Genomic DNA, 14,456 nt, shown 5'->3' with positions numbered 1-14,456 from the left:
GCCTGCTATTCAGCGGCGTTTTCATTAAAAATAATTGCTTAAGGTCGTGTTGCTTTAAACCATTGTGAAAGAAATATCCAAATGAGAATAAAGTCAACAAAACCCCCTCCGTAATACATTAACATGCTGCCCATTTCCGCCTAAGCTATGGGTACACCATTAGGTGGTTGAGCGTACATATACTTAGATAAAATATTATGACCAGCTAAAAAAAGTTTTTAATAATCTCTTGTTCATGGTGACATTCATTGCACATATAGCTTATTTCCGTTGCATCTTCTCTTACAACATGTTCTGTTTCCTTTTCACAAGTTTCACAATATCTTGTTTGATGTATTTCTTTCATTAAATCAGCCACTCTCCTTGTCTTTCGTGCTTTCCTATTTAGTTCTGCAATATGGAAGTTAGCCATAGCTTGCGTAGCTTTCATAAATTATATCCACAATGCCATTGATAAAAGAATTGTAAAAGGAAATAGTAAGAATAACGATTGAAAGTAGGAGGGTATAAATTTGACTATACAAGAGAATCGATTATCTATTTTCGCCTTAGGAGGCGTAAATGAAATTGGTAAGAATATGTATGTGATTCAATATGAAAACGATCTCTTTATTATTGATTGCGGCTCTAAATTTCCAAATGAAGATTTATTGGGCATCGATTTAATTATTCCTGATATTACTTACTTACAAGAGAATAAGAATAAAATCCAAGCATTAATTGTTACACATGGACATGAAGATCATATAGGGGGAATCCCTTACTTCCTAAAAGAATTAAATGTACCTATCTATGCTACACGCTTTACACTTGGTTTAATTGAATTAAAATTAAAAGAACATGGACTGCTGCGAGATAGCAAACTGATTCAAATTGATGAAGATTCACATTTTAATTTTGGACAGACCGGTGTAAGCTTTTTTAGAACTAGCCATAGTATCCCCGATTGTCTAGGCATTGTCTTCCATACACCAGAAGGAGTCGTCGTCCATACTGGGGACTTCAAATTCGATTTAACTCCTGTGAATAATCAGTATACGGATATTCATAAAATGGCTGACATCGGCAAACAAGGTGTGTTAGTTCTATTATCCGAAAGTACGAATGCTGAACGCCCTGGTTCTTCTCCATCGGAACAACTTGTAGGCGGCCATATTGAAGAAGCCTTCCGGAAAGCCGAGCGGAAAGTCATTATTTCTACTTTTGCTTCTAATGTTAATCGCCTTCAACAAGTAGTAGATGCTGCACAAAAGACAAATCGAAAACTTGCATTGCTTGGTCGAACGATGGTGAATGTCGTCTCTGTCGCGATGGAACGTGGTTATTTACAAGTTCCTGATGGGATGCTAATTGAAGCGCAGCAAGTAAACGAAATGGCTCCTGAAAAGGTAGCTATCCTATGCACAGGAAGCCAAGGGGAGCCGATGGCCGCCCTTTCCCGTCTATCTAGCTCAAATTATCGGGATGTAGACATTCTACCTCAGGATACAGTTATTATAGCGGCCGGTCCGATACCGGGAAATGAACGAAGTGTTTCGCGTATTGTAGACAACTTATATCAATTAGGGGCTAACGTGATTTACGGATCTGGAAGTGTAACAGGCATGCATGTTTCTGGACATGCCTATCAAGAAGAATTAAAGCTGATGCTTACGCTAATGAAACCTAAATATTTCATTCCAATTCATGGCGAGTTTAGGATGCTGCATCATCACCGTTTATTAGCTGAATCAGTTGGCGTGGAGCAAGGAAATACATTTATCATTAATAATGGTGATGTTATTGACATTAACAACCAAGCTGCTCGTCAAACTCGAAAGATACCTTCTGGGAATATTTATGTAGACGGTGTAGGTGTTGGTGACGTTGGGAATATCGTGTTACGAGATCGTAAACAGCTTTCCGAGGATGGCATGCTAGTCATTGTAGTTACTCTTAGTAAAATGGAAAGAAAAATCATTTCTGGCCCTGACACCATTTCCCGCGGCTTTGTCTATGCACGAGATTCGGAGGAGCTTCTAAGAGAAGTGAATCGACTTGTTAAAACAACTGTTAACGACTTACAAGAAGCGAACAGATATCAATGGAATGTGATGAAACAAAGTATTAAAAAATCCGTTGGACAATATGTATATAGTCAAACGAAGAAAAAGCCGATGATTCTTCCAATTATTATCGAAGTTTAACAAGAACTGGCTGCCATTACAGCTACCTATCCATTTTATGTATTGATACATAAAATGGATAGGTAAAAAATTAAGGAAACGATGCCTCTTCATTATGTAGAAAGCAAGCAAGACGATGTTTTTTTAGAAAACAAACTGAAACTAACGATCTCACCATCATCTACTTTTTATTCCAACAAGAATTAATACGACCCCTAAAAAAATACACGATATTTTAAACAAGGATAGTTTTTCAGCAACACCTATTAATCCAACGGTTGTTGTTACAACTAAAATGATAGGTCCTACCATAGCTAATGAGCTATTAATGATTAACGCTTTTTCAATATCATTCAATTTAAATATAAGTATTGCCGCAACCATTTCAATACTTGCGGAAAGAAATCGTAATGTTCCCATAATTAATACCGCTTTTTCAATTACTGTAAACATAGTACCCTCCTTGGATAAAGATTCCTTTCTACATCATTCTATGCTGCAGTTTGGAATTCAGGACAAGTACTACTTCCTACTGACATGTCAAAACCTTTGTCATTCATTATAAATGTAAACTAACAGGAGCAGATAATCTCTATATTTTACTCCCTGTTAAGCACACAATAAAAGCGTAAATTCATATATGAATTTACGCTTTTATTGTGATTATATCTTTTAAATTCGTCTTATTGAGCAGCATTCTCTTCAGACTTTTTCTGCTTAATTCCTTGCAGTTCAAATCTCATAGTCTTTTTACCATTTGCCTCGACCGATTCCCTTAAAATCTGACCGGCACCTTTTGCATAGTATGTGATGCTATACTCTTCCACACCTTTTTGAGTTGTTTTCACTTCTGCTACATTGTCAAAGGTACCAGCTGGAGTTGTAACCCTTTTATCTACAGATTCAATTGTAAAGGTATAAGAATCAATCGTCCATTTTTTTCCTTTTTCTACCGGATATGCCAGCACTTTATCGCTACCATAAAATAATCCTTCTTCATTCTCTGTTTCTAAATACGTATCTGCACCATACCATGTATTAAACGTTTGAGATTTACCAATATAATGTTCTTCATATTCGATATATCGCTCTTTCTTAGTACTATACTCCTTAACAGTATATAGTTTTTCCGTATCTTTTAAGTAACTCATTTCTTTTGGAACTTCTACAGACTCTATTTTTTCACTAGAATTACTAACTCCTTTAAAAACAATAAATAGTAAAAAAGCCCCTACAATTAGTGAAAATACAAGAAGAATTTTAACTGATTTTTTCAAATGCCTCTTCCTTTACTAGGTAATTTAAATCCCTCCTATCTTATCAAATCTTTTAGAAGACAGTCAAAAATAAAGAAGCAAAGAACGATAAGTATTCAAGTGCATATCCAAATTCTGATGACGGGTTACTTCTATAGTATAAAAGGCATCCAAAGCGTTCTCGCTCGGATGCCTTTTGTTTACCTAAGATGTGATGATTATTTAAATATAGGATTTATGCATTCTTTCACATTTTCGTCTATAATCGAATGGATTTTCCATTTAAAATAGAAACAAAGAATTTGGTCATCAAACATTCTCGTTATCCTAAAAGGAGCATACAAATGAAGATTGATTTATTAGTTCATTTATTTGAAGCAAATAGAAATAAAGAAAATGCTATTCCAATGCAAAAGTATATGAAGGATCACTTCCCTTTTCTCGGTATTAAAACACCTAGGAGAAGGGAGCTCATGAAAGAATTTTTTCAAAAAAGCAGCCTATTAAAGGAAAGCTTTCAGACGGATTTTATTAAAGTTTTGTGGGAGTTAGAAGAGAGGGAATACCAGTACGCCGCTCTAGACTATATCGAACGGTCTATCAACAAGTTAGACAAGAATCATCTTCCATTATTTGAAAAGCTGGTTACTACAAAATCGTGGTGGGATTCAGTTGATGTGTTGGCACCGAAACCGATTGGAAAAATTGCGGCTAACTTTCCAGAAGTTATCCCTCAAACGATTGAAGGCTGGGCTTACGGGGACCATCTTTGGCTCAACAGAGCAGCAATCCTTTTTCAATTGAAATATAAAGAAAAGACAGATGCACAACTTCTTTACGACTATATTGTACAAAATAAAGAAAGTAAGGAGTTTTTCATTCAAAAAGCAATCGGCTGGGCGCTTAGGGAATATTCAAAAACAAACCCTGAGTCTGTTAAAGCCTTTATTGAATCCCACGAGCTTCCAAAATTAAGCGTCCGAGAAGGAAGCAAGTATTTATACTAAGTAAAATCCTAAAAATGCAGTATGATTTCTCAAAAAAATAATATACTTCAAAACTATTGAACTTTATTTTTCAACAGTTTTGAAGTATATTTTGTTTAGAAAATGGCTGGGATATTAATTTAGGCTACTCTCTTATACATTAGTCAATGTTCATCTAATTATCTCATTTGTGATTAATCCAACTCGTTCTATTGTTTTACATTTGAGAACCCAACTTTAAGGAAATTTGTCTAGCTGCATTCGTCACTTTTTGAATTAATTCCGGCAAGCGATCTTCTTGATAACGTGCATCAATTCCCGCTATGCTAATACCAGCTACAATTTGATTTTGATTATTCAAGATTGGTGCACTTATAGCTTTTGTATGATTCTCTAATTCAGATGAAGTAATGGTGTAACCGTTTTTTCTCGCATCCTCTAATGATTGACGAAGCACACTTTTATCTGTTATTGTCCCCATCGCAATTGGTTTTAATTCTATATTTTCTATATAAGCTTCACGCTCTTCTTCCGGCAAATAAGCAAGTATAATTCGAGAGTCCCCTGCATACAATGGCGAACGCCTTCCAATTGAAGTATATAAACGTACAGGCTGCAACGTATCTATTTTTTCAATATACATGGCTTCATTGGCATCTCTCACAATAAGGTTCACTGCTTCTTCAACATCATCTCGAAGTTCTTTCATAACGGGAAGTGCAATTATCCGAATATCCAAGCGCTCCGCCACTAATTGACCAAACTGCAAGAACAATAGTCCTAGCGAATAATAACCTTCTTCATCTCTTGTTAAAAACCCCATTTCTTCAAGCGAACCAACCATACGATGTAAAGAGGTTTTCGGAATATGAGAAAGTTCCATCATTTCATTAAAAGTGAGTTTGGGATAATTCAAGAAAAGAGTGAGGATTTGCATGGATTTTACAACGGTTTTGTTATGTGCTTGCATAAAATATCTCCCTTCTTGATAAGTGTTAAAAAATTTAAACATCCACTGCAATTATGTAATATATAAAAGAAATTTTATTCTTTTTCTACCATTACTATAAAACATTATAAACAAAAGAGGAACATCGGATTTCAATTAAGTGAAGTTGCATCTCCTATTAGGATAAAAGGAATTGGGGTAGAGATTAACCTCCGACCTCTCACACCACCGTACTTACAGTTCGGGACTCACACGCTATAGACTGTACTATGCTCTGGGCGCACAACAAAAAAAGGAGGGAAAATCCATCCTTTTTTATCTTTAATATTTCTCTACTCCCAAGAAACTTTCAACAAAATTTTTTGAAAGTCATTTCGATTAACATAATCAAATTAATTATAATACAAACACAGTTGTTAATAGACGTTTCAAGCCTTGTTTCTCTTTATCTTTTTGGGATTTTCCTCACCCTGAATAAACTCACAAAGATTTTTTGCGCGGACTTATATTTATGGAGAATGATGTTTGGCCGACTGAATCTGGAGACCTAATAAAACACGCTGTTGTTTTAGTCTCCAAAACTCTTTCAATAAATACTCATTAGAAGAATAAATTCGCAACTGCTGATAAATGATACGAATTTCTTCATTAATATGTTTATACTTTTCCAAAAGATGTTTAAACCCAAAGGATTGGATTTCTTTTCTGATTTCATTACGGGAATTTTGTAATTTTTCTACAATTTCTTGTTTCCACAATTGGTCATTTATACTTTCCGCATATAAGTATAAATCTAAATAATCATTTACCGATAATTGGGTCTCGCTAATGTTCATAAAACTTCCCCTTTCAGTCTCTCTCCTTTATTAATTGCCATTTACTCATTTAATGGAATTTTCTATTGTTCCCATCTATTCTGAAGAAACTAGAGCATATAAAGATTAGAATAACTGAGCGAGATTACTACCTACATATCATGATTTTTTACAAGTCCATTTTATAGAACCAAAATCATTATGCGGATGACAATGTGATTGAAAACTTCTATATTCATTTTCTAGTTCTGTTAGTGATAACTCAAAAAGATGTTTATCACCTTTCTTATATATTTTAAAAGCAATCAGTTTATCTATTAATTTTTTTCGTCTATCTTCCACGGCTTTCCTAAGAACATTTCCCACACAAATCACTCCTTTTATAAATTCATTATCCAAAAGTTTATTAAACATATAAAAAAAGTATGATTTCAACAAAAAATTCTAACTAACTATTTAATAATAAACCACTATTTTCCCTACAAAACGACCATTTTCTTTATTTTCAATCCTACATTTTTAATCATGTTACCGAGCTTATCTCCACGACAACTAAAACTTATTGCATATTCCTCCCTCTAAATACAAAAGACTTTAACTCTTAAGCATGAAAATAGCCAAGAATTAAAGTCTCTAGTGGTCTAGTGGACGAAAAAACTTCCTTTTTTTTCATTTTAATAAAATTAAACGCATAGGTCAAGTGTGAATTAAAATTTAGTTCACAAATTCAAGATATGCTCTTCTTAGATCAAGCATAATTGTTCACCCTATAGACTGTACCTACGCTGGACACGCGACAAAAAAGAAAGCACTCCTGGAGTACTTTCTTTTACTGTAAAGCCAATGATAGCGCAACCTTCAATTGTTTTAACTTCTGTTCTTTTTGAATGTACAACTGCTCGGCTTCTTTTAAGGTAACTTGTGAAAATTGAATAGATTCCCCGGGTTTCAACTGCCCTATTACTGATAGATCTGTCGTAATCACTTGAGCAATTTTAGGATACCCTCCCGTAGTTTGGCGATCTGCAAGTAGAATGATAGGATTTCCATCTGGAGGGACTTGAATAGAACCATTCGATACAGCTTCAGACAAGATGTCACGTTTATGCTGTAGTTCCAATGCAGGACCTGATATTCTATATCCCATACGATCTGATTGACTTGAAACTTTAAACAAACTGTCTACAAACTGAAGTTTACTTGAGTTTGTAAAATATTCGTACTGGCTTCCAGCGAGAAAGCGAATGGCTGGTATGCGGCTCGGCAAAAACTCTTTTGCATGAACAAACCACTTTGCAGCAATAAAACTTTCCGTCCACTTATGCTTTAGCATAGTAGAATGTCCATTAAAAGGAACAACATCATCTACTTGTAAGGCTCTTCCTTTATAGCCCCCCATTTGGCCTCTTAAATACGTACTTTTACTACCCATCACTTCTGAAATAGCATATCCTCCCGCAACGGACAAATAAGCACGACAGCCTGATTTACATCGTCCAAATCGAAGAATAGCTCCTTTTTTCACATAAACAGGTCTCCACATTGGAACCGTTCGGTCATCAATGGTAGGTGATAAATCCCCGCCTGTAATCGCGATTACACAGTCTTCTTCTACTTTAAAGGCCGGGCCCATTAGTGTCACTTCAAGGGCTGCTTCTCCCTCTTGATTACCAACCAACAAATTCGCAATTCGTAAGGAATACACATCCATTGCCCCGCTTACAATCACACCGTGTTTTTGAAACCCTCTTCTGCCAAGATCTTGAATCGTTGTTAATAATCCCGGTTTGATAACGCGTAGGCTCACCGTATCTCCTCCTTCATTTCTTTGTACTCTTCATAAGAAATTGGATAAAATTTCACAATATCTCCTGCTTGTAATAAACTAGGGGGATTTTCATTCGGTAAAAATAGTTTTTGGGGCGTTTGTCCAATCAATTGCCATCCACCAGGCGTTGAAATAGGATAAACTCCCGTTTGCATGCCAGCAATTCCAACGGCTCCTGCTGGTATCGCTGTTCTTGGTGAAGAGCGTCTAGGCGTTGCAATCTTTTCTGATAACCCTCCCAAAAATGGAAATCCTGGTGCAAACCCAATCATATAAACTAAATACTCACCGCTTGAATGAATACGAATAACTTCATCAGTTGTTAAATGATTATAGCGGGCTACATATTCCAAATCTGGTCCATACTCGCCTCCATAGCATACCGGAATAGAAATCGTTCGATGGGTCATCTTTTTATTCGTTTTCATTTGTTGCAACTTCTTTTTAATGTTTGAACAAACTACCTCATAAGGAGAAATCTCTTCTTTATCTCTATATTTTTGCTCATTAAAGACCACAAGAGGATCATAATAAACGGTTAAATTAGTATAAGCAGGTACGCATTCTACCAATCCAACAAACGGTTCATTTTCAAGTAACTCCATCAATATTTTTATTTTTTGATGAATATCATATTGTATTTCATTCCCAAATGTAACCACTACTGCCGAATCGCCCAATGGAGATAGTGTAAATCTAGTTGTATTCAAAAGCTTTCCCGCCATAGAAATCATCTCTTTCTATTAGTTATAAAACTCCTAGTTTTTCATCACGAATGTCCGTAATAAACATATGTCCTGGTGCATGAGTAATCATAATCGCAGGTTTTGTTTCCATTGCGATCGATTGAGGAGTTACGCCACAAGCCCAAAATACCGGTACTTCCCCTTCACGAATCGTTACTGCATCACCAAAATCAGGCTGGTGTATGTCAGCAACACCAATTGCACTAGGATCTCCAATATGAATCGGCGCACCGTGAACAGCCGGAAAACGAGAAGTAACTTGCGCTGCTCTTACAACATCTTTTTGAAGAATCGGTCTCATGCTCGCAACCATTTTCCCATGGAAGATTCCTGCTTCTACGCATGAAATATTCGTTTTATACATAGGCACATTACAATCCTCTTCAATATGTCGAACTGAAATATCATTATTTAATAATGCGTGTTCAAAGGTAAAACTGCAGCCAATTAAAAAGCCAACCATATCATCTTCCCAATAATCTGTAATATCCGTTACTTCTTCCACTAATTCACCATACTTATAAATTCGATATTTTGGAATATCTTTACGTATATCACCAGATGGAGCAGCAAATTTAGGAATCGGAGAACCAATTTCCGTTACGTCAAGAAGAGGACAAGATTTAGAATTACGCTGACAAAATAGTAAAAAATCAAAAGCATGCTCTTTTTTTAAAATGGCTAAGTTCGCTTGAGCGTACCCATTTGCCATTCCTGCAGTTGGTCTAATCAATTGATTATCACGAATTAGGGCACGAAGTTCGGCTGGCGTTGCTTGTGCAAGATTCATCATATTATTCATCTCCTATAAGGAACTGGCAGTCTACAAAAAAAACTGCCAGTCGTATTTATTCAATCTAATCGTTTTATTTAAATAATAGCGGTAGTTGAGTAATAATTGTATAACCACCCATTAATGCCATAACTACTACTACAAACACACCTGAGATTGTTAACCATAGTGGATGCTTATAATCCCCAACAATACTCTTCTTATATGCAGCAATTAAAAGTGTTCCAAGAGCAATTGGAAGAATCAATCCATTAAGAGCCCCTACTAAAATTAGTACTTTGACAGGTTTCCCAATTAATACGAAAGAAAGGGTTGAAACAACGATAAAACCAATAATAATCCAGTTCGCTTTTTGATTTATTTTTTCACTAAATGTTCTGACAAAAGAAACCGACGTATAGGCAGCACCGACTACTGATGTAATGGCTGCGGACCACATAACAACCCCGAATATTTTATAACCAATATTACCAGCAGCAAGCTGAAACACGGAAGCTGGAGGGTTGCTCGGATCAATTTGCAAACCTTTAGATACGACACCAAGAACAGCTAAAAATAAGGCAATTCGCATAACCGAAGTAATTAAAATACCAACTACGGAACTTTTCGTAACTTCAGGTAATGCCGCTTTCCCCTTTACTCCAGCGTCGAGCAAACGGTGTCCACCGGCAAATGTAATATAGCCACCTACTGTTCCACCAACTAATGTAACGATTGCAATAATATCAATTTTGTCTGGTGCAAACGTTTTCACAACTGCTTCTCCGACTGGAGGAGATGTTGTAAAAGCAACGTATAGCATTAAACCAATCATGACAAAACCAGCAATTTGGGTAAAGCGGTCCATCGCTTTTCCAGCTTCTTTTACAACGAAAATTAATATAGCAATGACTGCACTAATGATAGCTCCAGTTGTTGGAGATATTCCTAGCATCGCATTTAAACCAAGTCCAGCTCCTGCGATATTCCCGATATTAAATGCAAGTCCACCTATTACAATAAGTGCTGCAAGAACATAACCTAATCCAGGAAAAACCATGTTAGCAATGTCTTGTCCCCTTTTCTCAGAGACAGCAATAATTCTCCATACATTTGTTTGAGCAAAAATATCAAGAATAATGGAAATAAGAATAACAAATCCAAAACTTGCTGCAAGACTTTGAGTGAAAACGGTTGTTTGAGTTAAAAAACCTGGACCAATGGCTGATGTTGCCATAAGAAATGCTGCGCCCATTAATAAAGTCCAGTTCATTTTTGGCTTAGCAGAAGGGTTTTTGTGTGGTGTTGTATTTTTGCTGTGCTCCAATAGAATCTTCCTCTCTGATGTCTGATGATTGTTGTTATTTCAAAATAGACTTAATTGTAATTTCTGATAATTCAAGAGACCTTTTTACATGGCGTGCAAAACTTAAAGCATGTGCCCCATCGCCATGAATACAAATCGTATCTGCCTTTAAAGTTACATCGGTTCCCTGCTGTGACAAGACTTTACCTTCCTTAATCATTCGAATAACTTGTGCAACAGCATCGTCATCATTTTCTATCAATGCATTTTTTTCATTTCGAGAAGTCAATGAACCATCTTGTTGATATGTTCGATCTGCGAAAACTTCACTAGCCGTTTGTAATCCAATAGCTTGTCCAGCTCGTACTAATTCACTTCCCGATAAACCAAATAAAACGAGTTCAGGATTTACTTTGTAGACCGCTTCAGCAATGGCCCTAGACAAATCTTTGTTTCTTGCCGCCATATTGTATAATGCACCGTGAGGTTTAACATGCTGCATTCGACCACCTTCTGATTGTAAAAAACCATTTAAAGCGCCGATTTGATAAACAACAATATCATAAGCTTCTTGTGGTGAAATATTCATATTTCGGCGACCAAATCCTATTAAATCTTGTAAACCGGGATGAGCTCCAATTTTGACCTGTTTTTCTAAAGCAAGCTGTACTGTTTTTCTCATAACAGTCGGATCACCCGCATGAAATCCACAAGCAACATTCACTGATGTTACATAATCTAAAATTGCTTCATCGTTCCCAATTTGATATGTTCCAAAACTCTCTCCTAAATCACAATTCAAATCAACTGTATTCATAGCCTGCTCCTCCCTTTCACTAAAAATTCAAACAATAACGCGTGTTGATTACTATAAAACTCAATAATTTTCTTTCATTAAATCACTTTACCGAAATTCGGAATTTATGTATCAAATTTCGGAACATTTTTATTTTATCACGGGTTTTTTATTTCAACAATATTTTTTTGTTATATAACATTACATATATTTTTTTCTTTTCTCATAAAATGTTTTAAAATAAAAAAGAAAAAGGAGCTAGTAGACTAGATCCACATGCTCCTCAAAGTTCTCCCGTATCTCTTTAAAAGCCTCAATTATATTAGGCTTTATACTCTGCCTGATAGGAGTTCTCTCCGGCATGGACTGAAAGCAGCGTATCAGCGTAACCCACGAGACGATTTACGATTTCATCGGAAAGCGCATAAACAAGCGGATGCAGCTGTGAAACATATAATTCCCTAGCATCAAAAATAATCGTTGTATTGATAAATACGTCCCGATTGCCGTATAAGTTATAATGGATAATCACCTTTCCTGCTGCACCACCCGTTTGCGGGTCTTTAAATCCCGGCAGGAAAACATACCATTCTTCCGCAGTAGCAGAGCGAAAGTTTTTAATGAACTGTAGCCCTTCCACTTCTTTTTTTATACGCAGTTTCAAATGGGGCTCTATAACTTCCTCTACATTCTCCTTGTTTTGATCCATATGAACCTACCTGGCTTTTTTATTCTGAAAGATGTAATCCATGCTGCTGAATTCTGTGTTTGATTTTTTCCTGATTAATCTGAGTTTCATTGTAAGTAATCTTTACTTCCCCATCCTCGATGTCTACTAAAGCTCTTTCAATACCATTCATTTGTACAAGAATTGTTTCTAATGTTTGAATAGGCTGTTCATTTACTGCTTCTTTTACATAAATAGTCATATCCTGCAACTACAAAACCTCCTTCTTCTCCGTAAAATTTTTAGATGCTTAAACATACTTATTCTTCTCTAGAAGAAGTTCTATTTCTTGATTCCTGTAATGTATCTTTTTTTGTTTCGTTTGAAACAGATTCTAACCCATATCCTGTTGAACTTATATCCAACCTTTTGTCATTAGCTTTTCTTTTCATGCTTAAATTCGATTCATCATAATATGTACCTAAATGCTCTTTCTCCATATTAGAACCTCCAAATATAGGGATAGAAATAGTGTCTACGTACAGGTGAAAAATATGTACCTCCACAAAAGAATGACCTTACCTAAATTTCCTAACTAACCAAAAAAGCTGCCCCAAACTTTAAAGTTCTGGGGCAGCTTTCCCTAATTTACTTATGATAATCAATGGTGCCTAATGAGTCCATACGGCTAGCAATCATCGCTATAATTGTACTTGCTTCTTCCTTACTAAAAATAAAAGGGAAAATGCTCAAATAAATTTTCTACATTTCCCCCTTTATTTATATTTTAGTTTAACTAGCTTTCCTTTGCACCTCTTGATATTTTACTTTTTTTGGAGATGCAACTGTAACAACAAATTGACCAAACGGAATTTTATTAATAATTTTGACTAAAAAAATCGAAGAAAGTACAGTAATAAGAAAAGCTAAAGGGAGCCATCTTGTTTGAGTTAATAGTTCAGCTGTGTGATTTTGCATTACATATAAAACCATTGGATGAACTAAATAAATACCCATCGATAAATTACCAAGTTCGATTATATAGCTTCTTATTTTCTCCCAACGCCCCATAACATAATAAACACCAATTAGTACAACGAGAAATAATGGCATGTGAAACAAATTAGCAATGCGCGTAGATGAAAAAAAACCGAATGTATTATACTCATATATAACGAAACATATACTAATAGCACCAACCAAAATAGTAAATTTCACATTTTCTTCAACCCATTTTACAAGTGGTTCCCAAAAGTATACTAAAAGTCCTCCGAAGATAAAGTAAAAAATCCACTTAAATATTGATGATCTATCCTGAATAAATAGATTAAAAGTTTCATTTCCTGTATCAAATGGTTGCCGCATAAAAAAATAATTTATGAAAAGAGCTATAATTGTTAAAGCTAACATACTATTTTTAGTTTTAGCCAATTGCAAAATAGGGAATAGTAGATAAAACTGAATCACCACAACAATAAAATAAAGATGATAATAACTATCACCCAGTGAGAAAAGAAATAAAAAGTCTTTTACACTGGCTCCTCCCTCGGACCAAGGGAAATTATACTGTTTAACAAGTAAATAAAGAAAACTCCATATAAAAAACGGTATAACAATTTTAGTAAATCTAGATGTAACAAACTTTTTAAAATTAAATCCTTTTTTAATTGCTTGATTGTATAACAGAAAACCGCTCAAGATTGCAAAAAACGGTGTACCAAATCTTGCAACTTGATTTAAAAATAATGTCAGCCAATTGAAGTGCTGATCATTTAAATGATAATTCCTTGCTGTGACATGAACCATCACAACACATAAACAAGCGATAGCACGTATAAAATTCAACTCGTAAAAATATCGAGTTTTTTTATTTAACTCTCCTCCCATAAACCACTTCTCCTTACGACCTTATCTCTATATAACTCCCAAATTATACTACTCAAATTCAGAAAAAGTAAGCACACAAAATATAATCCCATAATGGCTAGTCACCTCCTTCGTACACAAGGTAACCAAATACATCGTATATTACAATCATAAACGGATTAAGGCAAAATTAAAACATACTAACATTAGTAGCACAAACCATGGCCATGGTTTGTGCTACTATTTTTTTATAGTAGAAGTGCAGGAAAGTCGCTCATGCCTTAGGATCTTGGAATCCGTAATT

At 35.4% G+C, this 14,456-nt stretch carries 17 protein-coding genes; 2 read left to right on the top strand and 15 right to left on the bottom strand.

Annotated elements, in window-relative coordinates; translation table 11 throughout:
• Positions 1 to 205: 205 nt before the first annotated feature.
• Positions 206 to 430: a hypothetical protein gene (locus ACE199_RS10330; protein ID WP_375349677.1), complete on the bottom strand. Its 225-nt coding sequence runs from the start codon at positions 428 to 430 to the stop codon at positions 206 to 208.
• Between the two features lie 82 nt (positions 431 to 512).
• Between ACE199_RS10330 and ACE199_RS10325 the strand changes: the two genes are divergently transcribed.
• Positions 513 to 2,186 (top strand): ribonuclease J, encoded by a 1,674-nt coding sequence (locus ACE199_RS10325; protein ID WP_375349676.1) that lies wholly within the window; start codon positions 513 to 515, stop codon positions 2,184 to 2,186.
• 156 nt (positions 2,187 to 2,342) lie between these two features.
• On the opposite strand, the gene ACE199_RS10320 is transcribed toward ACE199_RS10325, so the two are convergent.
• Positions 2,343 to 2,618: a YqhV family protein gene (locus tag ACE199_RS10320; protein ID WP_252286385.1), complete on the bottom strand. Its 276-nt coding sequence runs from the start codon at positions 2,616 to 2,618 to the stop codon at positions 2,343 to 2,345.
• Between the two features lie 230 nt (positions 2,619 to 2,848).
• Positions 2,849 to 3,442 (bottom strand): hypothetical protein, encoded by a 594-nt coding sequence (locus ACE199_RS10315; protein ID WP_375349675.1) that lies wholly within the window; start codon positions 3,440 to 3,442, stop codon positions 2,849 to 2,851.
• Between the two features lie 323 nt (positions 3,443 to 3,765).
• Between ACE199_RS10315 and ACE199_RS10310 the strand changes: the two genes are divergently transcribed.
• The gene (locus tag ACE199_RS10310) at positions 3,766 to 4,428 is read left to right on the top strand and encodes a DNA alkylation repair protein (protein WP_375349674.1); all 663 of its coding nucleotides are present in this window, start codon (positions 3,766 to 3,768) and stop codon (positions 4,426 to 4,428) included.
• 196 nt (positions 4,429 to 4,624) lie between these two features.
• Here ACE199_RS10310 and ACE199_RS10305 read toward each other — a convergent pair whose 3' ends face one another.
• The 12 genes from ACE199_RS10305 to ACE199_RS10250 form a co-directional block, all read right to left on the bottom strand.
• Positions 4,625 to 5,377 (bottom strand): IclR family transcriptional regulator, encoded by a 753-nt coding sequence (locus ACE199_RS10305; protein ID WP_375349673.1) that lies wholly within the window; start codon positions 5,375 to 5,377, stop codon positions 4,625 to 4,627.
• A gap of 488 nt (positions 5,378 to 5,865) precedes the next feature.
• Entirely contained in the window at positions 5,866 to 6,192 is a 327-nt protein-coding gene (locus ACE199_RS10300; protein ID WP_375349672.1) for a hypothetical protein, read from the bottom strand.
• A 138-nt stretch (positions 6,193 to 6,330) separates the two neighbouring features.
• Positions 6,331 to 6,537 (bottom strand): Fur-regulated basic protein FbpA, encoded by a 207-nt coding sequence (locus ACE199_RS10295; protein WP_375349671.1) that lies wholly within the window; start codon positions 6,535 to 6,537, stop codon positions 6,331 to 6,333.
• Positions 6,538 to 7,000: 463 nt separating this feature from the next.
• On the bottom strand, positions 7,001 to 7,978 hold the full coding sequence (locus ACE199_RS10290; RefSeq protein WP_375349670.1) for a 5-oxoprolinase subunit C family protein: 978 nt from the start codon (positions 7,976 to 7,978) through the stop codon (positions 7,001 to 7,003).
• Complete coding sequence (gene pxpB, locus ACE199_RS10285; RefSeq protein WP_375349669.1) at positions 7,975 to 8,724, bottom strand: 5-oxoprolinase subunit PxpB; 750 nt, start codon at positions 8,722 to 8,724, stop codon at positions 7,975 to 7,977. The genes ACE199_RS10290 and pxpB overlap by 4 nt, the downstream gene beginning before the upstream one ends.
• 22 nt (positions 8,725 to 8,746) lie before the next feature.
• Positions 8,747 to 9,538: a putative hydro-lyase gene (locus tag ACE199_RS10280; RefSeq protein WP_375349668.1), complete on the bottom strand. Its 792-nt coding sequence runs from the start codon at positions 9,536 to 9,538 to the stop codon at positions 8,747 to 8,749.
• Between the two features lie 73 nt (positions 9,539 to 9,611).
• On the bottom strand, positions 9,612 to 10,790 hold the full coding sequence (locus ACE199_RS10275) for an NRAMP family divalent metal transporter (protein ID WP_375349856.1): 1,179 nt from the start codon (positions 10,788 to 10,790) through the stop codon (positions 9,612 to 9,614).
• Positions 10,791 to 10,878: 88 nt separating this feature from the next.
• Positions 10,879 to 11,640, bottom strand: coding sequence for a 5-oxoprolinase subunit PxpA (gene pxpA, locus ACE199_RS10270; protein ID WP_375349667.1), 762 nt, complete (start codon positions 11,638 to 11,640; stop codon positions 10,879 to 10,881).
• 301 nt (positions 11,641 to 11,941) lie between these two features.
• Positions 11,942 to 12,328 (bottom strand): hypothetical protein, encoded by a 387-nt coding sequence (locus ACE199_RS10265; protein WP_375349666.1) that lies wholly within the window; start codon positions 12,326 to 12,328, stop codon positions 11,942 to 11,944.
• 19 nt (positions 12,329 to 12,347) lie between these two features.
• Complete coding sequence (locus tag ACE199_RS10260) at positions 12,348 to 12,548, bottom strand: hypothetical protein (RefSeq protein ID WP_252291573.1); 201 nt, start codon at positions 12,546 to 12,548, stop codon at positions 12,348 to 12,350.
• 58 nt (positions 12,549 to 12,606) lie between these two features.
• Complete coding sequence (locus ACE199_RS10255) at positions 12,607 to 12,786, bottom strand: hypothetical protein (protein ID WP_127760992.1); 180 nt, start codon at positions 12,784 to 12,786, stop codon at positions 12,607 to 12,609.
• A gap of 292 nt (positions 12,787 to 13,078) precedes the next feature.
• Positions 13,079 to 14,173, bottom strand: coding sequence for an acyltransferase (locus ACE199_RS10250; protein ID WP_375349665.1), 1,095 nt, complete (start codon positions 14,171 to 14,173; stop codon positions 13,079 to 13,081).
• Positions 14,174 to 14,456 lie beyond the last annotated feature (283 nt).

This window comes from Peribacillus sp. Hz7, from assembly GCF_042136355.1.
GTDB classification, from domain to species: domain Bacteria; phylum Bacillota; class Bacilli; order Bacillales; family DSM-1321; genus Peribacillus; species Peribacillus asahii_A.
Note: the sequence above shows the minus strand (reverse complement) of the source record. Positions and strands in the feature narration are given on the sequence as shown.

Coding starts and splice junctions, on each gene's coding strand:
- ACE199_RS10330 (WP_375349677.1), bottom strand. CDS start 430: ATGAAAGCTACGCAAGCTATGGCTAACTTCCATATTGCAGAACTAAAT.
- ACE199_RS10320 (WP_252286385.1), bottom strand. CDS start 2,618: ATGTTTACAGTAATTGAAAAAGCGGTATTAATTATGGGAACATTACGA.
- ACE199_RS10310 (WP_375349674.1), top strand. CDS start 3,766: ATGAAGATTGATTTATTAGTTCATTTATTTGAAGCAAATAGAAATAAA.
- ACE199_RS10305 (WP_375349673.1), bottom strand. CDS start 5,377: ATGCAAGCACATAACAAAACCGTTGTAAAATCCATGCAAATCCTCACT.
- ACE199_RS10300 (WP_375349672.1), bottom strand. CDS start 6,192: ATGAACATTAGCGAGACCCAATTATCGGTAAATGATTATTTAGATTTA.
- pxpB (WP_375349669.1), bottom strand. CDS start 8,724: ATGGCGGGAAAGCTTTTGAATACAACTAGATTTACACTATCTCCATTG.
- ACE199_RS10280 (WP_375349668.1), bottom strand. CDS start 9,538: ATGATGAATCTTGCACAAGCAACGCCAGCCGAACTTCGTGCCCTAATT.
- ACE199_RS10275 (WP_375349856.1), bottom strand. CDS start 10,790: ATGAACTGGACTTTATTAATGGGCGCAGCATTTCTTATGGCAACATCA.
- pxpA (WP_375349667.1), bottom strand. CDS start 11,640: ATGAATACAGTTGATTTGAATTGTGATTTAGGAGAGAGTTTTGGAACA.
- ACE199_RS10265 (WP_375349666.1), bottom strand. CDS start 12,328: ATGGATCAAAACAAGGAGAATGTAGAGGAAGTTATAGAGCCCCATTTG.
- ACE199_RS10260 (WP_252291573.1), bottom strand. CDS start 12,548: ATGACTATTTATGTAAAAGAAGCAGTAAATGAACAGCCTATTCAAACA.
- ACE199_RS10255 (WP_127760992.1), bottom strand. CDS start 12,786: ATGGAGAAAGAGCATTTAGGTACATATTATGATGAATCGAATTTAAGC.
- ACE199_RS10250 (WP_375349665.1), bottom strand. CDS start 14,173: ATGGGAGGAGAGTTAAATAAAAAAACTCGATATTTTTACGAGTTGAAT.